Annotated in this window: 17 protein-coding genes; 7 read left to right on the forward strand and 10 right to left on the reverse strand. The window is 33.9% G+C overall.

Going from position 1 to position 22,596, the window contains the following annotated elements:
- Positions 1-110 precede the first annotated feature (110 nt).
- Positions 111-3,008 (reverse strand): protein translocase subunit SecD, encoded by a 2,898-nt coding sequence (secD, locus tag LO744_RS12530; protein WP_230669700.1) that lies wholly within the window; start codon positions 3,006-3,008, stop codon positions 111-113.
- 208 nt (positions 3,009-3,216) lie between these two features.
- Between secD and LO744_RS12535 the strand changes: the two genes are divergently transcribed.
- The gene (locus LO744_RS12535) at positions 3,217-4,578 is read left to right on the forward strand and encodes a PQQ-dependent sugar dehydrogenase (RefSeq protein ID WP_230669702.1); all 1,362 of its coding nucleotides are present in this window, start codon (positions 3,217-3,219) and stop codon (positions 4,576-4,578) included.
- 71 nt (positions 4,579-4,649) lie between these two features.
- Here the strand turns inward: LO744_RS12535 and hemN are convergent, their stop codons facing one another.
- The 4 genes from hemN to LO744_RS12555 all read right to left on the reverse strand — a co-directional run bounded on the left by hemN (position 4,650) and on the right by LO744_RS12555 (position 9,689).
- Positions 4,650-6,008: an oxygen-independent coproporphyrinogen III oxidase gene (gene hemN / locus LO744_RS12540; protein ID WP_230669704.1), complete on the reverse strand. Its 1,359-nt coding sequence runs from the start codon at positions 6,006-6,008 to the stop codon at positions 4,650-4,652.
- A gap of 93 nt (positions 6,009-6,101) precedes the next feature.
- The gene (locus tag LO744_RS12545) at positions 6,102-7,013 is read right to left on the reverse strand and encodes a sialate O-acetylesterase (protein WP_230669706.1); all 912 of its coding nucleotides are present in this window, start codon (positions 7,011-7,013) and stop codon (positions 6,102-6,104) included.
- A gap of 77 nt (positions 7,014-7,090) precedes the next feature.
- Positions 7,091-8,116, reverse strand: a complete 1,026-nt coding sequence (locus tag LO744_RS12550) for a WD40/YVTN/BNR-like repeat-containing protein (RefSeq protein WP_230669708.1) — start codon at positions 8,114-8,116, stop codon at positions 7,091-7,093.
- A gap of 64 nt (positions 8,117-8,180) precedes the next feature.
- A complete protein-coding gene (locus LO744_RS12555; protein WP_230669709.1) occupies positions 8,181-9,689 on the reverse strand; it encodes an APC family permease in 1,509 nt (502 codons plus the stop codon).
- Between the two features lie 168 nt (positions 9,690-9,857).
- On the opposite strand from LO744_RS12555, the gene pnuC reads away from it, so the two are divergent.
- The 5 genes from pnuC (at position 9,858) to LO744_RS12580 (ending at position 15,747) form a co-directional block, all read left to right on the forward strand.
- A complete protein-coding gene (pnuC, locus tag LO744_RS12560) occupies positions 9,858-10,535 on the forward strand; it encodes a nicotinamide riboside transporter PnuC (RefSeq protein ID WP_230670577.1) in 678 nt (225 codons plus the stop codon).
- Entirely contained in the window at positions 10,532-11,152 is a 621-nt protein-coding gene (locus tag LO744_RS12565; RefSeq protein ID WP_230669711.1) for a hypothetical protein, read from the forward strand. Before pnuC ends, LO744_RS12565 begins: the two co-directional genes overlap by 4 nt.
- A 91-nt stretch (positions 11,153-11,243) precedes the next feature.
- Positions 11,244-12,014, forward strand: coding sequence for a diaminopimelate epimerase (dapF, locus tag LO744_RS12570; RefSeq protein ID WP_230669713.1), 771 nt, complete (start codon positions 11,244-11,246; stop codon positions 12,012-12,014).
- 35 nt (positions 12,015-12,049) lie between these two features.
- On the forward strand, positions 12,050-13,075 hold the full coding sequence (gene mltG / locus LO744_RS12575; protein ID WP_230669715.1) for an endolytic transglycosylase MltG: 1,026 nt from the start codon (positions 12,050-12,052) through the stop codon (positions 13,073-13,075).
- Between the two features lie 167 nt (positions 13,076-13,242).
- Positions 13,243-15,747, forward strand: coding sequence for a TonB-dependent receptor domain-containing protein (locus LO744_RS12580; RefSeq protein ID WP_230669717.1), 2,505 nt, complete (start codon positions 13,243-13,245; stop codon positions 15,745-15,747).
- A gap of 128 nt (positions 15,748-15,875) precedes the next feature.
- Here LO744_RS12580 and LO744_RS12585 read toward each other — a convergent pair whose 3' ends face one another.
- From LO744_RS12585 to LO744_RS12600, 4 genes are read right to left on the reverse strand one after another with little or no spacing between them, the layout of a single operon-like run.
- Complete coding sequence (locus LO744_RS12585; RefSeq protein WP_230669718.1) at positions 15,876-16,310, reverse strand: adenylyltransferase/cytidyltransferase family protein; 435 nt, start codon at positions 16,308-16,310, stop codon at positions 15,876-15,878.
- A 25-nt stretch (positions 16,311-16,335) separates the two neighbouring features.
- Complete coding sequence (gene galE / locus LO744_RS12590; RefSeq protein ID WP_230669720.1) at positions 16,336-17,358, reverse strand: UDP-glucose 4-epimerase GalE; 1,023 nt, start codon at positions 17,356-17,358, stop codon at positions 16,336-16,338.
- Positions 17,359-17,378: 20 nt separating this feature from the next.
- Complete coding sequence (locus LO744_RS12595; protein ID WP_230669722.1) at positions 17,379-17,975, reverse strand: hypothetical protein; 597 nt, start codon at positions 17,973-17,975, stop codon at positions 17,379-17,381.
- Positions 17,976-18,024: 49 nt separating this feature from the next.
- The gene (locus LO744_RS12600; protein ID WP_230669724.1) at positions 18,025-19,149 is read right to left on the reverse strand and encodes a DegT/DnrJ/EryC1/StrS family aminotransferase; all 1,125 of its coding nucleotides are present in this window, start codon (positions 19,147-19,149) and stop codon (positions 18,025-18,027) included.
- A 156-nt stretch (positions 19,150-19,305) separates the two neighbouring features.
- On the opposite strand from LO744_RS12600, the gene LO744_RS12605 reads away from it, so the two are divergent.
- Entirely contained in the window at positions 19,306-20,907 is a 1,602-nt protein-coding gene (locus tag LO744_RS12605) for a S8/S53 family peptidase (RefSeq protein ID WP_230669726.1), read from the forward strand.
- 5 nt (positions 20,908-20,912) lie between these two features.
- On the opposite strand, the gene LO744_RS12610 is transcribed toward LO744_RS12605, so the two are convergent.
- The gene (locus tag LO744_RS12610; RefSeq protein WP_230669728.1) at positions 20,913-22,559 is read right to left on the reverse strand and encodes an alpha/beta fold hydrolase; all 1,647 of its coding nucleotides are present in this window, start codon (positions 22,557-22,559) and stop codon (positions 20,913-20,915) included.
- Between the last annotated feature and the right edge of the window lie 37 nt (positions 22,560-22,596).

Here is a 22,596-nt window from a genome sequence, read left to right on the forward strand (position 1 = left end):
ATTAATTGTTGTTGGTTTATAGAATTGTTGATTTAGTTTTATTTAAAATGGTATCAAAAAAAAGAGCCTTTCGGGTGAAAGGCTCTTTAATATATTTAATGTAGTTGATATTACTTTGTAGCAAGCAATTCTTTGTCTGAAGAAGACTTACCGTGTACATCTTCTTCTTTTCCTGATTTAAGGAAGTCGTAAGCAATTGCTGATGCAATAAAGATTGATGAGTATGCCCCAAAACCAATACCGATTAACAATGCAAACATAAACCCTCTCAAGTTGTCTCCACCAAAGATGAAGATGGCAAGAATTACAAGTAATGTAGTAAACGTCGTGTTAAACGTTCTACCTAAAGTACTAGAAATCGCATCATCAAACAATCCTGATAAAGTAAGCGCTTTTTTCTCTCTTAAGTATTCTCTAATTCTATCGAAGATAATTACCGTATCGTTAATTGAATATCCTAATACTGTAAGAATTGCCGCGATGAAATCCTGGTTAACCTCCATGTTGAAAGGCATTACAGAATGGAATAGTGAGAACGCACCCAAGATGATAATAGCATCATGTAACAATGCAGCAACTGCACCCAATGAAAACTGCCATTTTCTAAATCTCACCAAAATATAGATGAAAATACCTGCCAATGCAGCAACTACTGCAAGAGTACCGTGTGTCTGAATATCATCAGCTACAGAAGGTCCTACTTTTTCGGAAGAGATAATACCTGCGTGATCTGTATCTGCAGATTTAAATTCTTCTAAAGTCATGTTTGCAGGAAGATTTGGTTTTAAACCTTCAAATAATTTTTGCTCAATCGTCTGGTCAGCCTTCAATGATTCGTCATTGATAAGGTAATCTGTAGAGATTTTCAGCTGATTTTCATTTCCAAAAGTTTTAGCTTCTACAGAAGAGTTTTTACCATCCTGAGTTGTGAAAACTTTCACCAAATTATTTTCAATATCTTCTGCATTTACATTTTTATCAAATCTTACCACATAGTTTCTACCCCCTGTAAAATCGATACCAAATTTAAATCCATTAACGAAAATTGATCCTAAAGAAATTACCGTTAAAATTGCAGAAATGATGTATGAATATTTTCTTTTTCCAATAAAATCGATCCACGTATTTCTGAAAAGGTTTTTCGTTGGAGGAGTCCAAACTGAAAGTCCTTTTCCTTTATTTAATCTGTGGAAAATCATTACTCTTGAAAGTAAGATTGAAGTAAACAATGTCATTACAGCACCGATCAATAGTGTTAATGCAAATCCTTTGATAGGACCTGTTCCGAAGAAGAACAACACTACCGCCGTCAAAATCATCGTTAAGTGACCATCAATAATCGCATTCAATGCATGTTTGAAACCATCTTTGTAGGCTTCAAGAATATTTTTCCCGGCAAACAATTCTTCTTTCGTTCTTTCGTAAATAATTACGTTGGTATCTACCGCCATTGCCATTGAAAGTACAATACCCGCAATACCAGGAAGCGTTAATGTAAAGTCTCCGGAATCCATAATTCCGAAAATATAGAATAAGTTGATGATCATTGCAATTACTGCATAAACTCCAGCTCCACCGTAGTAGAAAATGATGTATGCAATAATAATTAAGAATGCAATAGAGAATGAAATAACTCCCGCATCAATAGATTCTTGTCCTAAAGATGGACCTACTTGTGTAGCCTGTACTACTTTTGCACCTGCAGGTAATTTACCAGCTCCTAAAACGTCTACCAATTCTTTAGCTTCTTCCTGAGAGAAGTTACCCGAGATTTGAGTTCTACCGTTAGGAATTGCACCCTGTACATTTGGCGCAGTATATACTCTGTTATCTAAAGTTACAGCAACTGGTTTTCCTACGTTTTTCTCAGTAAGCGTTTTCCAATCTTTAGCACCTTTAGAATCCATTTGCATATCTACCACTACTCTGCTCAATTCATCGTAACCGATGCTTGCAGTTTCTACAGCTCCATCTACCGGAGCTTTTTGGTTGATATTACCTCTTATAGCATATAAAACCAAGCTTTTCTCATCCGTAGATTCTGGCTTGTACCCCCACATAAATTGGGTATATTTAATATTTGCAGGACGTAAAGACTGTGCAATTTTACTGTTTAAAATCTTGTTAACTTTTGCAGTATCTGTTAGCTTCACACTTCCTACAGAGCTCATGCTTCCAGATTTACCACCCTGCATAAGATTAAGGAAATTAGTGTTTTTAGCAACTCCCATAGAGTCACCTTTTGCAGCAACTACCGCTGTTAAAGTCTGAAAATAAGGTGCTACTTCAGCAAACTGCTGTATTTCCCAAAACTGAAGTTTTGCAGAAGTTTGAAGCATCTTTTTCACCTTATCGATATCTTTCATACCCGGCATTTCTACAGAGATTCTTGCCGTTCCCGGAACTCTCTGTACGTTTGGCTGGATAGCTCCTAGTTTATCAATTCTGGTTCTGATTACTTCAAAAGCTGTACCTACAGAAAGATCAATTCTTTTTTTAACAATGCTTCTTACCTGATCATCTGTGGTGTTAAATTTAATCTCAGAAAGATTAGTATTTCCGAAGATTTCAGGATCTGCAAGTTTAAGGTTTGCGCCTTTTGCTTTGTTTACGGCATCAAACTCAACAAAGAAGTTGTCGATATAAGATTTTGTAGAGTTTTTTTGAGCTTCATCTGTTCTATTTAGAGCCTCAATAAGAATAGGATTGGTAGAATAATTAGTTAAATCATTCACCAGATCTCTCTGATTGATTTCCAAAAGAACGTTGATCCCCCCTTTCAGGTCAAGACCTAGCTTCATTTCTTTGTCTTTTGCCTTAGCATAAGAAAGTTCTGTAAACCCAAGATTTAAAGTTTCATCTTTTAATCTCTGAATTTCTTTCTCGTTTCCGTTCGCAGCTTCGATTTGCGATTCAATTCTGCCGGCGTACCAGGTTGGTAATAGCTCATTTAAGCAAATTAACCCTAGTACAATAGCAACAATTGTAATAAGTCCTTTTCCTTGCATTTTGTTATAACTACGTTAAATTAAGTCGGCAAATATAATGATTTTATTGACATTTTATGAACTTTTAGCAACAGAAATGGTTTATTTTCAGATATATCGGCAATCGTATTTTAAGAATATTTTATGACTTATTTTATTAAATATTAAAAATAAGTATTGGTACGAAATTTTCATTCAAACTATACAACACCTTAAATTTCAAAATATTATGAAAAAACTATTACTTTCATTAACATTATTCTCTTCCTTAATCGTACAAGCTCAAAGTTTTGTTCTGGAAGAATTCGCAACAGGGCTTACCAATCCCGTAGAAATTACCAATGCAAATGACAGCCGTCTTTTCGTAGTGCAACAGAATGGAATTATTAAGATTATACAACCTAACGGAACAATAAATGCTGTAGATTTTATTAATATTAGCAGTAAAATAAATTTCGGTGGAGAAAGAGGTCTTTTAGGCTTGGCTTTTCACCCTCAATATTTAACTAACGGATATTTTTTTGTGTATTACAACAATACAGCCGGAAATATTATCGTAGCAAGATATTCTGTGAGTACAACCAATTCTAATATTGCTGATCCGGATTCAGAAAAGATTATTTTAAACATTCCCAAGCCTTTTGCAAACCATAACGGCGGAAGCATTCATTTTGCTCCGGACGGAAATTTGTGGGTGGTGACGGGAGATGGAGGAAGTTCAGGAGACCCTAACAATAATGCGCAAAACAAAAATTCATTATTAGGAAAAATGCTTAGAATTGATATTAATTCAACCGCGGCTTACAACATTCCTACAGAAAATCCTTTTGTAGGGATAGATGGTTCAGATGAGATTTGGTCTTATGGATTAAGAAATGCGTGGAAATATTCTTTTGACTTAACCACCGGAAATGTAATGATTGCAGATGTAGGACAAGGCCTTTTTGAGGAAATCAACCGAATGCCGATAACGCAAGCTGGAATTAATTATGGATGGAGATGTTACGAAGGAAATAATACGTATAACGCAACTGGCTGTGCAGCTTCATCAACCATGACTTTTCCGGTCGCTATTTATGATCATTCTGGAAGTAAATGTTCTATTACCGGAGGTTACGTTTATCGCGGAACCCAAAATCCTAGTTTGCAGGGAAAATACTTTTTTGCAGATTACTGTTCTCAACAAATCGGGATGATGGAAACCAATAATTCAATTTCTTGGACGACTCCTTTTAGCGGAAATAATTTTTCCACTTTCGGACAAGATAATCTTAAAGAACTTTATGTGGCAGCTGTAAACAATGGTAAAATTTACAAGATTACAACGGCAACTTTAGGAGTGCAAGATACTACATTCAGCCAAATTCGAGTGTATCCCAATCCTGCTTCTGAAAGAATTTTTGTTGATGGGTTAAAAGGAAATAATAATGTTGCAGAAATTTTCACTACCGAAGGCAGAAAAGTTTTAGATGAAACAAAATTCGATTTTGAAAACAGCATCAATATCTCAGGAATTCCTGCAGGAGTTTACTATATTAATATTAAAGCGGGAGATTTTAAATCTTACAGCCAGAAAATTATGATTAAATAGCTTTAGGCTTTAGGCTTTAGGCTTTAGGCTTTAGGCAAAGAAAAGCGATTCATTTCTGAATCGCTTTTATTCTATATCGTCATTGAAAAAATTCTGGTTTCGGGCTTGTTTCTCAACATTCTGAGATCAAAAACCATGGCTACATTTCTGGTGAAAGCCCGTCCTTTTTCAGTAATTTTTATTTGATTATCGTTAATTTCAACCAATTCATCACGTTCCATTTCCTGAAGCATATCAAAAGCATTTTCAAGCTCCGGGATGGCTTCTTTATTTTCAAAAGTGGTTTCCAATTGGCACATTAAGTTTAGAATATGTCTTCTGATTGATAAATCTTCTTCATTTAAAACATGGCCTTTCACTACAGGAATCTCCCCTTCTTCAACAATTTTTTGATACTCTTCAACCGTTTTTACATTTTGAGCAAAAGCATACCAAGAATCTGAAATCGAACTCATTCCCAAACCTATCATCAGCTGAGTTTTGCTCGAAGAGTATCCCATAAAATTACGGTGAATATCTCCCGAAATCATAGATTTGTACAACTCATCATCTTCCAAAGAAAAATGATCCATCCCTACTTCTCTATATCCTAATTCTTCTAATAATTTTTTACCATCTTCATACAATCTTCGCTTCTCTTCACCGCTTGGTAAATCATTTTCATCAAAACCTCTTTGCCCTACTCCTTTTATCCATGGTACATGAGCATAAGAATAATAAGCAAGACGATCTGGCTTCAACTCTAAAGTTTTATGAATGGTAAGCGCCATACTTTCCCAATTAGAATGTGGTAAACCATACACCAAATCATGAGAAATGCTTGTATAGCCAATTTCTCTAGCCCATTCAGTAACATTTTTTACGTTTTCGAAAGGCTGAATTCTGTTGATAGCTTTCTGAACTTTCAAATCATAATCCTGCACTCCAAAACTAGCTCTTCGGAAACCTAAATCAAACAAAGTCTGAAGATGTTCTCTTGTGGTATTATTTGGGTGACCTTCAAAAGAAAATTCAGGATGTTCTGCAATTTCTACTGTATTAAAAATTCCCTGCAATAAAGTTTTTAGATTTTCCGGAGAGAAAAACGTGGGAGTTCCGCCTCCTAAATGCAGTTCTTTTAATTTTGGCTTTTCATTAAATAATTTAAGATAAAGCATCCATTCTTTTAAAACACTTTCCAGGTAAGGAACTTCTACACTGTGTTGCTTTGTAATACGTTTATGACAAGCACAAAAAGTACATAATGCTTCACAGAAAGGAAGGTGAATGTAAATTGAAATTCCTTCTCCCGAATTGCTTTCATTAAAAGATTTAATGACACTTGATTTCCATTTTTCCGGAGAAAAAGTAGATTCGTCCCAATAAGGAACAGTGGGATAAGACGTATAACGCGGGCCTGGAATATTATATTTATCGATTAACGAATTCATTTGAAACTTTATATTTTTTCTAAACTGATGAAATTGATCAATTTCATTCTACAAAATTAACCATTCCTGCTGAATTAAAGTTCATGAATTATATTAGTCTTTCTTCTCGAAATTTATAATGAGTCTAAATACTTCATCTGCGAAACTCTTCCCCAAATCGATATAACCTGCACTGTCATAATGCCATGGGTCGTTTCCGTAATTGTATTTTTGGGTTGAGCGAACAATCGCAGCGTTTTTATCTTCACGTACAAATTTCTCCTGAGCATATTGTACCAACTCTCCCATTGGCCAGACTTTTCCTTTTTCATTTTTTCCTGAATCTGAAATTTTTCCAATCACAACAGGTAAATCATCGGTGCGCAAAGCAGCCCGCATTTGGTTCATTAAATTTTTCAGATGAGCGTAATAATTATTTGCAATTTCTTCGTTGTAGCTTGCGTCTCCTTCGCCTTGCATCCACAAAATTCCCGAGATTACTAGTTCGTCTGCTTTTCCGTTTCCGTCAATATCTTTTTCGCTTAAAGCATTTTTTACCGTGTTCAGAAAATAATCATATTGATTAAGTCCATTTTTTCCGTGATAATCGGAATCCCAACAGCCAAAGCTTCCCGTCGCAAGGCTGTCGATGGAGGTGCCTTCTCTTGCATATTTTATCAAAGCAATTTTATCGTTTGGAAAAAGTTCTTTCATCCTTTTGGCAAAAGTCATTTCCAATCCAAATCGGTTTGAAAGAGCATTTATTTTTCCGTCAGTTTTAAAACCAGTTCCGTTTCCGGCTTTCAAAACATCCCATTTTCCTACTCCGCCATTTTTTTCGCCATCCGGAACAGAATTTCCCTGAAAAATATAAACATCTTTAAAAGTTTTTAAATCATTCGGAAGATCCTTATTATATCCAAAACCATTCATATTCGACTGACCTGCCAAAACGAAAACCCGTATTTTCTGAGCATAAAAAAAGGTTGGAATTAATAATAGAAAAAATATTTTTAAATTTTTCATGTAAAAATTTTGTCAAAGATAATTTTAAGAAGATTCAAATTTGCTCAGATTGAAAAGATATACTTTATCTGAAAAATTTAAAATTTTAATTTCATTAAAGAAATCTTATCTTTCCCTGCAAAAACCACCGTATTTCCATTTACCCATTTGCAAACATAAAAACCTTTTTCATCGGAAATTTTCTTCCAGGTTTTTCCGAAGTCTGAAGAATAGCTGATGTGTTGATCCCCCACAGAAATCATTTCTTTCCCTTTTGAATTGGGTTTTATTTTCACACAGGTTGTGTACCCTGCATTTTTTCCTGATGCTTGAATTTTCCAAGTTTTTCCGCCATCATTTGTAGTGGCAATATTATTAACATTGGCTTCTTGTTTTGTGTAATCACCACCAACAGCAATGCCGAATTTTTCGTTATAAAAATCTATTGAATAAATCCCCTGAGAAGATTCACCTTGAATAAAAGGCGTTTTAAAAATATCAAAATTTTGTGTATTCAAATTCAATCTAAAAATCCTTGAAAATGCACCGCCAGTTGCCAACCAAATAAAATTTTTAGTAGAAGAAATATTTGTATTGCTGGCTGCAAAAGCAGCTTCACCTTTATAAAGTAAAAAATCTGATGATGTTTCTAAATGAAAATTAAAACTTCCATTTTTTTCAGAAAATGTAGGCATTTTAAATTCTAAATCATCTTCAGGGTCGCTGAATGTATAAAATTTATCTTTATTAAAATGTAATGTATCATAAAACGCATTTTTTGCAGAATCTATTTCTACAATCTCACTTTCTAAAGTTTTTTTATCAATTCTGAAAAATATAGCCGGACTTTCAATATTAATGGCATAAAAAGCGTCTTTATTTTGCGCTAATGTTCGAAACTGCAACTTATTTTCAGACAGTTTAATTTGTTTTTGATTTTTAGGGTCTTTTAAATCAACAAAGCCAAATTTAGATTCTGTTCCTGAATACCAGACTTTATTATCGTACAATTCGATTGCTCGGATGCTAATTTTATCATTTAAAATGGTTTCAAAGCTTTCGATTTTTTGAGAAAACATCCATAAACCGATGAGAGAAAATAATAAACTGAAGATTTTTTTCATAATAACAAAAATAAAAAAATCCGCAGAAAATTAATCTGCGGATTCTAAAGTATCTATTTAAAATTTATTTTTCCATAAATTCATCGTAACCTCCTTTGTTAAGAACACTATTACGTCTACCGTACAAGAAGTAAATTAGAAGCCCTAAAGCTAACCAACCAATTGCCATATAAATTGCACTAGCCTCTAAGTTGATAATCAAATAAATATTGATTAAAATACCTGATGATGCTACAACAGGAAGCATAGGTGTTTTGAAGCCTCTTTTTAATTCTGGCTTTCTTATTCTTAGCAACCAAACTGCAAAACAAACCATTGTAAATGCGAATAAAGTTCCGAAACTACACATATGTACCAAAGTACTGATTGGCGTAAGTGCTGCTACAGTCGCTACAATTATACCTAACAAAATAGTATTTTTATAAGGTGTTTTTCTTACCGGATGAATCTCTTTAAACATCCCAGGAAGAAGACCGTCTTTTGCCATTCCTAAGAAAATTCTAGACTGCCCCAACATCATTACCAACAATACCGAAATAAGCCCGATAGTTGCTGCAACAGTAATTAAGATTACTGCCCAATCCATTCCGGTAGCTTTTTCAAAAGCAACAGCAACAGGTGCAGTTAAGGCATCAGGAACTGTTCCGAAATCCTTATAGTTCATCATTCCTGTAAGCACCAAAGACATTAAAATATATAATACCGTACACACCAACAATGAAGTGATAATCGCAAAAGGAATATCTTTTCTAGGATTTTTAGCTTCTGCAGCCTGAGTAGAAACCGCATCAAAACCAATGTATGCAAAGAAAACCGCTGCTGCACCGGCAATAATACCGTTAAAACCATAAGCGGCTCCCATTTTTCCGTCTGACTGAAGAATCATTTTTTCGTCTGGAATAAATGGTGTAAGATTATCCATATTGATAAATAAAGCACCTACAACGATTACAAAAACAACAACAGAAGTTTTTAAAATTACAATCATGTTATTTGCTCCTGCAGCCTCTTTAGTTCCTTTTACCAAAATTGAAGTAACAATTAAAACAATGATAAATGCTGGTAAATTGAATGCAAAGCTTGGCTCTGTTAAACCATGACTCACCGCATATTGTTTTGCTGTAGAAAAGTCATTCGTTAAATAATAAGGCAGCTCTATATTAATAATTTTCAAAAATTTATTAAAATATCCGGACCACGAAACGGCGACCGTCATAGACCCCATCGCATATTCTAAAACCAATCCCCAACCGATAAGCCAGGCAAAAACTTCACCTACCGTTCCGTAAGCATAGGCATATGCAGAACCTTCAACAGGTAATAAAGCAGCAAATTCTGCATAACAGAGTGCTGCAAAGATACAGGCGATCCCTGCAACGACGAATGATAAAGCTAAAGCAGGACCCGCATGATAGTAAGCGCCGGTACCTGTAAGTACAAAAATTCCACCTCCGATAATTGCTCCGATACCAATAGCAGTAAGGCTCCACTTCCCTAGAACTCTCTTGAGCTCACTCTTTTTCATATCAGCCTCATAGGCTCCTAATGGTTTTGTTTTCCAAATATTTGACATATTGTTTTCCTTGTTTTAAAGATTTACGAAAATATAAAAAATTTAGAGACCTTAATATTTATTGATAAACTTTTGTCAATTTATTTTAATTTTAAATTATACAAAACTGATTTACACCTATTTTAATGCATTTTTAAGATGCTACAATTTTTACTTATTTTTGAAGCCATGAATATGTACGACCTCTTCATAAAACCTTACGAATCTGCCACAGTATTACACATCTTTCTTGAAGCTATCGCCACTGTTTTAGGCATTATGAGCGTGTTTTTTTCAATAAAGAAAAACATTTGGGTATATCCCACAGGAATCGTTTCCACCATAATATATGTGTATCTTCTTTTTATCGCCGGCTTGCTTGGAGACTGCATGATTAATGTCTATTACTCCGTAATGAGCGTGTATGGATGGATTTTGTGGAATAAAAATTCTGAAGACCAAATTCACGTAGATGTTTCTTGGGCAAAAAAGAAAGAATGGATGATGGCGGCAATACTTTTCATCTTAAGCATCTTTCTCGTGATGATTATTTATTACTACAAACCTTATATTGACAATCATTTTTCTATGGAAAATATAGAGTTTGGTTTTTATCATCTCGATTGGGCAAATTGGCTGGATGTTTTTACGACCTCTGTATTTTTGATTGGCATGTGGCTCATGGCAAAAAGACGCATTGAGAGTTGGTTTTTCTGGATTTTGGGCGACCTCATTTCTATCCCGATGTATATTTATAAAGGATATGGTATCACTTCGGTTCAATATTTGGTATTTACTGTAATGGCTATCATTGGATATGTCAATTGGAAAAAAAGTTTTAAAGAAAAATACAGAGTACAATTATGAAAAATATATTAAAAATAACAGCAGTTCTTTTATTAGGATTTAGTTTGACATCCTGCGCTGTTTACAGTGACAACAATGCTTACGGAGACCCATATTATGATAGCGGATACTATTATGCACCTTCAGGCTATTATGGCTCTGGTGGATATTATGGTAATGACGGATATTATTATAGAAATGATATGCAATATTATTATGACAACGGCGTACCTTACTATTACGGAAACAACAGAAATAAAGTCTATGTACAACGTAATTCTGGCGCTGTAGGAAAGGTAACAACAAGTCAAAGACCGAATAACGGCATAGGTAACGGAAATAATAATTCTTACCGAAACAATAATAGTCAAAGACCTAATAATAATAATAATAATAATAATAATAATAATAATAATAATAATAATAATAATACTCCGCCACGAAATAACACAAACAACGGAGTAAGAAACCCAAGTAACTCAGGTTTCCGTAATCAAAATCAGGGAAACAGTGGAACAAGAAATCAGACGCAACCCACACAAAACAATAGCGGAAACTACAGAAACAATACACAGACAACGCCTCAGAACAATAATAATTCAGACAACAATCCTCAAAGAAGCGGATTCAGAAGATAATTATTCTAAATATTGAAACGGACAGCAATCGCTGTTCGTTTTTTGTTATAATTATATTAATTTTGCAGGCTAATTTTAGAGAAAATAAAGTATGGAATTTTATAAATATCAAGGAACAGGAAACGACTTTGTAATGCTCGACAACCGTTCCGGAGAGTGGGATAATTTATCTATCATCAATATTAAAAAACTTTGCGACCGTCGTTTTGGCATCGGTGCAGACGGATTAATTAAGATAAACTCAGCAGAAGGCGTAGATTTTGAAGTTGATTATTACAATTCTGATGGCTCAAAAAGCTTCTGTGGAAACGGAGCTCGTTGCTCGGTAGCTTTCGCTCACTTCCTTTCTATTTTTAAAGATAACAAAACGGTATTTACGGCAATTGACGGACTTCATGAAGCTGAAATCAACGGAAATATTGTAAAACTAAAAATGAGCGATGTTACAGCCATTACCAATGATGGTGATGATTCAGTTTTAGATACAGGCTCGCCTCATTACATTAAATATGTTGAAGACATTGCTAATTTCAATGTTTTTGCAGAAGGAAATAGCATCAGATACTCTGAAAATTATAAAGAAAAAGGCATCAATGTCAACTTTGTAGAAAATATTTCTAATGATGAAATTTTCGTAAGAACCTATGAACGAGGCGTTGAGGATGAAACTTACAGTTGTGGCACAGGAGTTACGGCTTCTGCTTTAACTTTTCTTAAAAAAAGTAATCTAACCTCCATAAAAGTTAAAACGTTGGGTGGTGACCTTAAAGTGTATGCCGAAAAAGAGGGAGAAACATTCCGTCAGATTTGGCTAGAAGGTCCTGCAAAACAAGTTTTCAGAGGAAATATAGATATTCTTTAGAAAAAAATAAAAACTTTTAACCTATTTCAATCATAATGAAAAAAGCTATTCTCATTATCGTACTCCTTATTCTTGCCGTAGCAGGATTTTTTGGTTTAAAATTCTACAATAAGTATTACGGAAACAATGTATCCAAAGACGGGTATGTTTTGATTCCACATGGTGCAAAATTTAATCAGGTTTTAGATTCCATCGCTCATTATATTGATAATAAAGAATCATTTGTTGAGGTAGCAAAAGATAAAAACATGGATGAATATTTCAAGCCAGGTCGTTATCATTTTGCTAAAGGAGCCAGCAATACAAGTTTGGTAAATATGATAAAAGCCGGAAATCAGACTGAAAACTCATTCAGAATTGGTGATTTCGGAGATGTTTATCAAATGGTAGGAAAAGTGAGCAAAAAAACAGAGCTTGATTCTTTACAATTCGTCACAGAACTTGATAAAATAGCTTCTGAAAAAGGATATAAAAACGCTGAAGATTTAAAAAAATACTTCTTCATCGATACTTATAATTTTTTCTGGACGGTTACTCCGAAAGAATTTTTCACAAAATTTGAAAATCAGTACAATGAATTTTGGAATTCTGAAAGAAAAGCTAAAGAACAGCAATCTGGTTTAACAAGAGACCAAATTTATGCCTTGGCATCTATTGTTTATAAAGAATCTGGTGGAAAGCAGGATGAAATGAAAACAATTGCCGGTTTATACTTAAACAGATATAAAAAAGGAATGAAATTGCAATCTGACCCAACCGTTATTTATGCAATAAACAAGCAAACCAATTTTAAAGAACCTATTAAAAGAGTTTTTTATAAGCACCTTACGACTCCATCACCTTATAATACTTACGCCAACAAAGGAATTCCGCCAGGACCTATTTGTGTGGTAGACAAAAATTCGGTAGATGCAGTTTTAAGCCCTGAAAAACACGATTATATCTTTATGTGTGCAGACCCTGAAAGATTCGGATTCCACAAATTTACGGCAAGTGCAGAGCAACATGTCATCAATGCAAAAGCATATCAAGATTGGCTAAACTCAAAAAATATTAAATAATAAAAATATTTAACTTTATTTTAACAAATCAATAATTAACATTTAGCGCTTTTAGGCGACCTATCTATTAAAAATAATAAACGAATCGTGAAATTGTGTTTTTAAAGGCTTTAATAAATCAATAAAATTAAAACCTTTTCATTACGGTTTTATCTAAAGAATACCTTATGAATCAGACGGAAATAATTAGTATTTTCACAAAGAAAACCTTAGGACTTACTTTTGTGTTATCTGCAGCAGCTTTTGCTTTTGCGCAAGATAAAGTGGGAGTTTCAGGAACTGTGGTTGATAAAAGTAACCAGCCGGTTGCTTACGCTTCTGTAACGTTCAGTAATAAAACAAGCAAACTGTTGAGTGATGCTACCCTTACAGACGAAAAAGGAAACTACAAACTAGACCTTACTCCAGGTAACTACGATATTACGATAGAAGCAATCGATTACAAAAAAAGTGTAATCAATAAGCAAATTACCACAGCCGGAAGTATTGGTGCACTTTCTATAGAACCTGAAGCAACAAGTACAAACTTAAAAACTCAGGACATTCAAGGGGTTGTGATTACTGCTACTGCAAAACCATATAAAGTTGAGCTCGATAAAAGAACGTATGACCCTTCACAGGATATTGTAAGTAAAGGTGGTAATCTTCAGGACGTATTATCAAATGTACCTTCGGTTTCTGTAGATACTGACGGAACTGTTTCGATGAGAGGAAGCTCAAACGTACGATTTTTAATTAACGGAAAGCCTTCTGCCCTTCTAGGAATTGATGATGGGGCCAATGCTTTACAAAGTATTCCTGCGGATCAGATTGAGAGAATTGAAGTAATCACGAATCCTTCATCAAAATTTGAAGCCAGCGGAACTGCGGGTATCTTAAATATTATTTTAAAGAAATCAAAAAAGACAGGTTTTAACGGAAGTGTTACCGGAACTTTAGGCTATTTACCTCAAACCAATTTAAATACCAATTTAAGCTGGAGAAAGGGTAACCTTACCTGGTTCTTGAACGGTGGCGGTGGTTATCGTGAATCAAAAAATACAAATAGAAATAATGCTACATTTTACAATGCTATAAATGGTGGCAGAACGAATACCGATCAGGAATCTATTTCAAAAAATAAAAACAGCAATTACAATGCTTCTACTGGTTTAGTTTATGATATTTCAGACAAAACATCTGTAAATGCATCTGGAACGGTGAGAACTTTTGAAAGCGACAATTTAGGAAATATTACCTATGGTTACCGTTTTTTGAATGCTCCAAGTTTATTTACCGAAAGAATCAATACAGGTGCTAATAATAACTTAGCGTTTCAGGGAGATTTTGGTTTAGACCACAAGTTTGATGATAAAGGACAAAATATTTCCTTATCATTAAGCTTACAAAGTAATAGATCTTACAACGATACCGACGTTAATCAAATTACAAATAATATTTTTGAGCTTCAGAACAGCATTAGCCAAACCACAAAAAACAAAACTTTGGTAGGTAAAGCAGATTATGAACTTCCAATTGGTGAAAACTCAAGAATTGAAGCAGGGTACAGATTAGACATCAATAATAACAATTATGACAATGATGTTTTAGAGCGTTACTCTCCTTTTGTTGATTTTCATTATTTAAACAATTTTACATACAATGCAAACTACAGAGAGATGTTTAATGCAGGATATGTACAGTTTAAAAGTAAAATCGGGAAATTAGGATACCAAGTTGGGGTAAGAAATGAGTATTCTAACGTTGATATTCAATATTCAAACTTAAATTCTGACACAAAAAACATCGATAATAAGAAGAGCTACAATAATCTTTTCCCAACAATATTTTTAAGCTACGAAATTGCAAAGGACAATCAGTTTTTAGTTAATTACTCAAGAAGAATTGACAGACCGAGATCGTGGTTTTTAATTCCTAATCCAAGTTATACCGATAATCAAAATATCTTTGACGGAAATATTGATTTGAATCCTTCTTATGTAGATTCTTATGAATTTGGATATAGTATTTCTAAAGGTAAATTTACAATCAACCCAACTATTTATTTCAGACATACCAATGATGATGTAAAAATGCTTGTATTCTCTGATGCCAATGGTGCGTTTCATACAAAACCAATTAATTTAGGTACAGATGACCGTTACGGTTTAGATTTAAACTTCAACTGGGATGCTACAAAATGGTTAAAATTCTTAGGAAATGTAGATTTGTTTGGATATAAAACTACCGGAACATTTAGTGATTTACGAGTAGTACCTAAACCTATGCCTTTTGATGGGTCTGGTTTTGCAGCGAGAGCACGTTTAACCTCAACGTTTAAGATTGATAAAACATTTAGTTTCCAACTGCAAGGTTTTTACAGAGGAGGTCAAAAAACGACGAGTATCGACAGAAAAGAGATGTATGCACTTAACTTTGGTGCTTCAAAAACAATCTGGAAAGGAGATGGAACTTTAAGTTTCAACATTCAGGATATATTTAATACAAGAGCCATGCAATCTACTGCATACGGAGATAACTTTACGAGAGAGTCTTATATGCAATGGCAGCCAAGACAGTTTGCAGTATCTTTAACCTACAGATTTAAGCAAGGTGAAAAGATAGAGCAGCCGAAAAGAAAAAAAGATGTAAATTCTAATGCTACAGGCGACGACCAAGGCGGACCAATGTAATCGTTTTTAGTTGCTTGTTGATGGTCTTAATTTCAAGACTTTAAAATTTAAAACACCATCATTTACAAGAACTTAAAAGTTTTATCATCATAAAAAATCCCGAAAAATTAATTTTTCGGGATTTTTATTTATTTTGATTTTGCTATTTCGGCTTCGTAGATTCTTTTCCTTAAATCACTTGACGAAAAGCGGTGATCTCTTTTATTATAAAAAATTTCAATGCCTTTTTCTTCACAATATTGCTTACCAGTAAAATCACGATCTAAATAATCATCTCCGATAATCCTTACGTCAATTACAAAAGATTTTAAAATATCTTCTAAATCTTCTTCTGTGTAATAAGGAATAATCTCATCAACCGCATTCACTGCTTTCAACTGAATATATCGCTCAACAATCGTTTGAGTGGGCTTATTTTTTGTAGGACGCTCATGTGAAGGGTCAATTTGTAAACCCACAATCAGATAATCACAAACAGTTTTAGCTTCTTCCAACATTTTAATATGCCCTGCGTGAAGCAGGTCAAATGAGGAAAATGTGATTCCTATTCTTTCCGTTTTCATATTTATTTTTAGTGTTATTTTTAGTTTAGTTTTTTCTTGAATCTAAGTATTTCTGCCATTCCCAAACCGTTTTCAGCGCTTCATTTAATGACGTTTCAGACTTCCAGTTGAGTTCTTTTTCTGCTTTATCGGCATTGGCATAAGCGATAGTAATATCGCCTTCTCTCCTATCGCAAATTTGGTAAGGTACGGCAATTTCATTTGCAGATTCAAAAGCTTTTACAACTTCTAAAACCGACGAGCCTTTTCCTGTTCCCAGATTATAAATATCAATGATTGTTTCTTCTGTGTCTTTGTTCATTAAACTTTTCAAAGCAGCAACGTGAGCTTTCGCCAAATCTACCACATAAATATAGTCACGAATTGCCGTTCCATCTTCTGTAGGATAATCATTGCCCCAAACACTCAGTTTCTCACGAATTCCTGCAGCAGTTTGCATCACATAAGGAACCAGGTTATTTGGAATACCAATTGGCAATTCTCCAAGCAAAGCTGAAGGATGCGCTCCAATTGGATTAAAATATCTCAAAAGACAAATTTTACTGTTGTAAGATTGAGCAAAATCTTTTAAAATTTCCTCGCCCATCTGTTTTGTTTTTCCGTAAACACTTTCCGGCATTTTTAGCGGAGTATTTTCGTCGATTGGCATTTCGTCTGCCTGTCCGTAAACTGTGCAAGATGAGCTGAAAATAAAGTTTGACAGTTTTCTAGCCTTAAATTCTTGAAGGATATTGATTAAAGAAAACAAATTATTTTCGTAATAATCAATTGGCTTTTCCTGACTTTCGCCAACCGCTTTAAAAGCCGCAAAATTAATACAACCTTCAATATGATGTGCCTCAAAAACCTGATGAAGAAGCTCTTTTCTTTTTAAATCGAAAGGATAAAATATAGGTCGCTTTCCTGTAATTTCCTCAATATTATGTAAAATAAATTTTTCTGAATTTGATAAATCATCAACGATGATTACTTCAAAGTTATTATTAATAAGTTCAACTACGGTGTGAGAACCGATGTAACCAAGTCCGCCTGTTACGAGTATTGCCATTGTTTTATTTTATTACTTTGTCAAAGTTCAAAATCTTTGACAAAGTTTATATTTAAATTTAAATCTTTATTCTGATGACACTCAATGAAATTCATACGGTTGTCAAATAATTCTAGAATTTTTTTTCTCTGAATACTAGTTTCTGAATCTGAAATAATTGCTAGATATGATGAAAATCTGTACTCTTGAAAGTTATAAGGATTTTGATGAATATATACAATCAAATTTCTAAGGTATTCTTCAGAATTAACAAGAATTCTTTTAAAAGGTGATTCAAAAACCGGACCTGTCCTTTGATACACTTTATTAAATGACTGTGTGTAACTACTAATAAATTTACTTAACATTTTACTATAAAAACATTCTTCTGAATGCAGTCCTTTTTCTTTAAAGCCTGAAGAATAGTCAATTTCAGATTTAGTTTTCAATATAAAATGGAAATGATTCGGCATCAGACAATATGCATAGATTTCAAAATACGGAACAATATAAATTTTAGCTTTTCTAAGGAAAAAATTAAAATTTTCATCATTCAAAAAAGCTAATTTAGAATTTACTCCACGATTAAAAATATGATAAAATCTATCGGGTTCTAAATGACTTTCTCTTATTTTCATTATTCATATTTTTTAAACTTTGTCAAAGATTTTCAACTTTGACAAAGTATTATCCCATAAACTCCAACACAGCATCCGTAATATACTTCAACTGCTCTTCATCTAATTCAGTATGCATAGGAAGTGAAATTACCTGATCTAAAAGTTTGTCTGTATTGATAAAATCTGCGTCATTACTTTCCTGATAATAGGCTTTTTGCTTTCTTAAAGCAACCGGGTAATAAATCATCGCAGGAATTTCTTTTTCAGTCAAAAACTTCTGCAATTCATTACGCTTTCCGTTTAAAATCCTTAAAGTATATTGATGAAATACGTGTGTCGAGTTTTCATCTCTTTTTGGTGTAGAGATATTTTCATTTCCGGCAAAAGCTTCATCATAATAATCAGCAGCTTTTCTTCTTGCATCGTTGTAAGAATCAAGATTCGGAAGCTTTTTTCTTAAAATCGCAGCCTGAATACTGTCTAATCTTGAGTTCACCCCAACTTCGTCATGGTAATATCTTTCGTACATTCCGTGGTTTACAATTCCTCTTAAACGGTGAGCCAACTCATCATTATTAGTAAAAATCGCACCACCATCACCGTAGCAACCTAAATTTTTAGATGGAAAAAAAGAAGTTGTTCCTACTGTAGACATCGTTCCTGCATGTCTTGCGGTTCCGTCTGAAAAAGTATATTGAGCACCGATTGCCTGTGCATTATCTTCGATGACAAATAAATTATGTTCTTCAGCAATTTTTAAAATTTCCTCCATATTGGCACACTGTCCGAAAATATGAACCGGAATAATCGCTTTTGTTTTTGGAGTGATTGCTTTTTTGATAGCCTCTGTCGAGATTGTAAAAGTGTCGTAATCTACATCTACCAACACAGTTTTTAGTTTTAATAAATGAATAACTTCTACCGTAGCTGCAAAAGTAAAATCAGCAGTAATCACTTCATCTCCTTCTTGTAAATCTAATCCCATTAAAGCAATCTGCAACGCATCGGTTCCGTTTGCACACGGAATTACATGTTTTACATCAAGGTAAGTTTCCATTTCGTTCTGGAAAGATTTCACTTCAGGTCCATTGATAAAAGCAGCAGAATCCATCACATTTAAAACCGCATTGTCTACATCATTTTTAATTTTGTAATACTGACTTTGCAAGTCAACCATCTGTATCTTTTTCATACGTAAATTTTATTTTTAAGTTTTATTCAATCGCTTTACTCTTTGAATTCATTTTTATAAAGCGATTTTTAAACGAATATTTTCGTAAAAATAAGGAATTTAAAGTGCTATCAAAAATTTTATTGATTTTGTTTTATCTTTATACAAAATTATTAGATGAAAAAACTTTTACTCTTTTGTTTTTTAGCGGGTTATTCTACAACATTTGCTCAGACTGAGCTTGTTTTTGTTTATTTTACTGATAAACCAAACAAAGCTGCATTTTATGCCAATCCTCTTTCCGAACTTAGCCAGAAGTCGCTTAACAGACGTACTGCATTAGGAATTGCACTCAATGACCAAGATGCTCCTATTGAGCAAACCTATATTCAAAACTTACAAAATTTAGGATTTACCATCACCGATTACTCAAAATGGCTAAACGGAGTTGCTCTAAATGTTAATCAGGCACAGGCAAATATCATCAAGGCACAACCATTTGTACAGTCTGTAGAAAGTTTTGCTAAAAACTCTTCATTGACTTTAAAAACTCAAAACATAAACAAATGGGCAGATTTTGAACTGGCACAGAAAAACATGACGGTTTTCGATTATGGTTCTGGTTCTGAACAAATTGACCAAATTAACTTAAGACCGCTTCACCTTGCAGGATTTACCGGAACTGGAGTGACCATTGCAGTTATCGACAGCGGATTTCCTACAGTAAATACTGGTTCTGCTTTTTCAAGATTATGGACGAATAGTAGAATAAAAGGCGGTTACGATTTTGTTTCTAAAAATACAGACATCTACAATCCTTCTCTCAATAATCACGGAACGGTAGTTTTAGGAGCAATTGGAGGTTATATTGCTGATACTTTTGTGGGTTCTGCTCCCGATGCGGATTTTTATCTTTACCGAAGTGAAAATGCAACGGTAGAAGTTCCTGAAGAAGAATTGTACTGGATTGAAGCTGCAGAAGAAGCCGACAGAAAAGGCGTTGATATCATTACAACATCATTAGGCTACAATAATTTTGATGACCCGAAATACAGCTACTCGTACAATGATATGAACGGCACAAAATCTTTTATCGGAAGAGCCAGTGAAATTGCTGTAAACAAAGGAATTTTTGTTTTAATTGCAGCCGGAAATTCCGGTGAAGTTCCTTGGCATTATATCACAACTCCAGCAGATAATGTGAAAGTTTTTTCTATCGGTTCGGTAGATGCTGCGGGAAGCTCATCTCCTTTTTCATCGTATGGTCCTAATTCTTTAGGAGCAGTAAAACCAGATGCAAGCACAAGAGGAAGTTCTGCTACCACCGTTGACAATAATACGACTATTTCAGTTTCTGGAACATCAATCTCAACACCAATCGCAGCAGGCGGAGTGGCTTGTTTAATTCAGGCTTTTCCGACAATGAACAGAGATATCATGCGTACAAATCTTAGACAGACCGCATCGCTATTCCCTTCTTATACCAATCAAATGGGATACGGAATTCTGAATTTTGGAAGCTTCTATAATTCTACACTAAATACTTCGGAGCTCGTTAAAAAGAAAACGATAGCCATCTTCCCAAATCCCGTAAAAAACATCCTTAATATTGCGACCGAAGCACAAATTATTTCAACAGAAGTTTATGATAACCTGGGAAGACTTATTTTAAAATCTGCTCAAAAATCAATTAAAGTAGAAGACTTTGCCAAAGGAACTTATTATTTAAAAATACAAACCAAGGATAAAGTATATTATGAAAAATTTCTGAAAGAATAATCTGTTTATTTCTTCATAAATTCTAAAATATCCTCATTAAGTTGCTCTGCATTTTCAAAAGGAATCATGTGGGTGGCATCTTTATAGATTTTCAGTTCAGAATTTGGGATTTGTTTCGCCATAAATTCGGTGTGAGCTTGTGTAATGACATCTTTTTCACCAGCGATAACCAACACCTTATTCTGAATTTTATTTAATTGTTTGTCTGTAATTTTGGGTTCTTTAAGCATTAATTTCAATAATCTGCCTTCGTTCAGTTTTTCAGGTTTATTCTGAAGCTGTAACACTTTATATTTAATACTGAAATTATTAATCAACTCTTGATCAACACCTTCAGGAACTGCATTGGCACCGATGGTAATCAGTTTTCCTAAGTTTTGAGGATATTTCAAAGCAAATTCTAATCCTGTATTTCCGCCATCACTCCACCCTGCAATATTGATTTTTTGTAAACCTAAATCATCAGCCAAAGCTTTTACATCATCCGCAAAAATCTTATAGTTAAAATCTTTTTTTGTTTTATCAGTACTTTTGCCTTGCGCTCTTGTATCCATCACAATTACTTTATACTGTTTTGAAAGCACCGGAATCTGCTGATAAAAATCTTTGATACTTCCAGAATTTCCATGAAGCAAGAAAAGAGGTTCACCTTTCCCATACACTTCATAATAAAGGTCTGCATCTTTTAGTGCTAAAAACTTACCCATTTCTTGATTTTTACCATAAATTTCTTTATCAGATTCTTCCATATATTTACTTACATCCGGAAAAAGAGAGGCAACACTTTGGTCACTCATTTCTTCAAATTTATTTTCATCTTTGGCATTTTTATCCACTTTTACATCAATATTTATCGCGGGAGCGGCAATCGTCATCTTCTTCCATTCATCATAAAATTTTCTGATATATCCGGTTCTGAAAAGCGCCGCACTGATATTTACCCTGCCTTCAAATTCTTTCAAAAACTGAATTCCAACAAAAAATTTTCCCTGAACCCAAATATTTTTGTCATTTACATCTAAAGCAAACGTATTATCGATAATTTTATGTTTTGTAAGCTCAACCGTAATTTCTTCATCCAAAATACTTTCTCCGGGAAGGCCATTCTTTTCGTTATAAATTGTATAACGCATTATCACAGGTCGGTCTGCGGTGATGCTTGCAATATTCAGATTGATTGTTTTAATTTTTGATTTCTTTGAAGCTTTAAACTCTAAAGCAGTTTCCCCTAAAAAATCTTCTTTTCTGAATGCCGGATTTACCGAATACATCACACTTTTTGTCTTCGTATTTACGCCCCAATTTTTGTCGACTAATTTTTTAGTTCTTAGTACAACTTCCTGAATATTTTTTACTTTTTCCTTAAGATAAATCTTTTGTGAACTTTGCTTAATAAAATTAGATACGGTCTCTGTATAAGGTTCGTAACCCGCAACCTCAATTTTGATTTTGTTGGATGGAGAGGCATTAAAAAGATTAATGCTAAAATTTCCGTTTTCATCAGTCACTACTCCAATATTTTCTTTTTCAACCCCAATTTTCGCGAAAGAAATAGGATGATTTTCGTTTTTAGCAATTACAGTTCCCGTAATAGTTTGCGAATAGTAAAAACCAGCAGCAAAAAGAAGCGATAAAATAGTAGACTTTTTCATGGTATTAATTTGAAGCAAAAATCTCAAATCTCAATAT

The sequence above is a fragment of the Chryseobacterium turcicum genome, assembly GCF_021010565.1.
GTDB classification, from domain to species: Bacteria; Bacteroidota; Bacteroidia; order Flavobacteriales; family Weeksellaceae; genus Chryseobacterium; species Chryseobacterium turcicum.

Coding starts and splice junctions, on each gene's coding strand:
- LO744_RS12585 (WP_230669718.1), bottom strand. CDS start 16,310: ATGAAAACGGAAAGAATAGGAATCACATTTTCCTCATTTGACCTGCTT.
- dapF (WP_230669713.1), top strand. CDS start 11,244: ATGGAATTTTATAAATATCAAGGAACAGGAAACGACTTTGTAATGCTC.
- LO744_RS12535 (WP_230669702.1), top strand. CDS start 3,217: ATGAAAAAACTATTACTTTCATTAACATTATTCTCTTCCTTAATCGTA.
- LO744_RS12550 (WP_230669708.1), bottom strand. CDS start 8,116: ATGAAAAAAATCTTCAGTTTATTATTTTCTCTCATCGGTTTATGGATG.
- LO744_RS12610 (WP_230669728.1), bottom strand. CDS start 22,559: ATGAAAAAGTCTACTATTTTATCGCTTCTTTTTGCTGCTGGTTTTTAC.
- LO744_RS12555 (WP_230669709.1), bottom strand. CDS start 9,689: ATGTCAAATATTTGGAAAACAAAACCATTAGGAGCCTATGAGGCTGAT.
- mltG (WP_230669715.1), top strand. CDS start 12,050: ATGAAAAAAGCTATTCTCATTATCGTACTCCTTATTCTTGCCGTAGCA.
- LO744_RS12580 (WP_230669717.1), top strand. CDS start 13,243: ATGAATCAGACGGAAATAATTAGTATTTTCACAAAGAAAACCTTAGGA.
- pnuC (WP_230670577.1), top strand. CDS start 9,858: ATGAATATGTACGACCTCTTCATAAAACCTTACGAATCTGCCACAGTA.
- secD (WP_230669700.1), bottom strand. CDS start 3,008: ATGCAAGGAAAAGGACTTATTACAATTGTTGCTATTGTACTAGGGTTA.
- LO744_RS12595 (WP_230669722.1), bottom strand. CDS start 17,975: ATGAAAATAAGAGAAAGTCATTTAGAACCCGATAGATTTTATCATATT.
- LO744_RS12565 (WP_230669711.1), top strand. CDS start 10,532: ATGAAAAATATATTAAAAATAACAGCAGTTCTTTTATTAGGATTTAGT.
- hemN (WP_230669704.1), bottom strand. CDS start 6,008: ATGAATTCGTTAATCGATAAATATAATATTCCAGGCCCGCGTTATACG.
- LO744_RS12600 (WP_230669724.1), bottom strand. CDS start 19,149: ATGAAAAAGATACAGATGGTTGACTTGCAAAGTCAGTATTACAAAATT.
- LO744_RS12605 (WP_230669726.1), top strand. CDS start 19,306: ATGAAAAAACTTTTACTCTTTTGTTTTTTAGCGGGTTATTCTACAACA.
- galE (WP_230669720.1), bottom strand. CDS start 17,358: ATGGCAATACTCGTAACAGGCGGACTTGGTTACATCGGTTCTCACACC.
- LO744_RS12545 (WP_230669706.1), bottom strand. CDS start 7,013: ATGAAAAATTTAAAAATATTTTTTCTATTATTAATTCCAACCTTTTTT.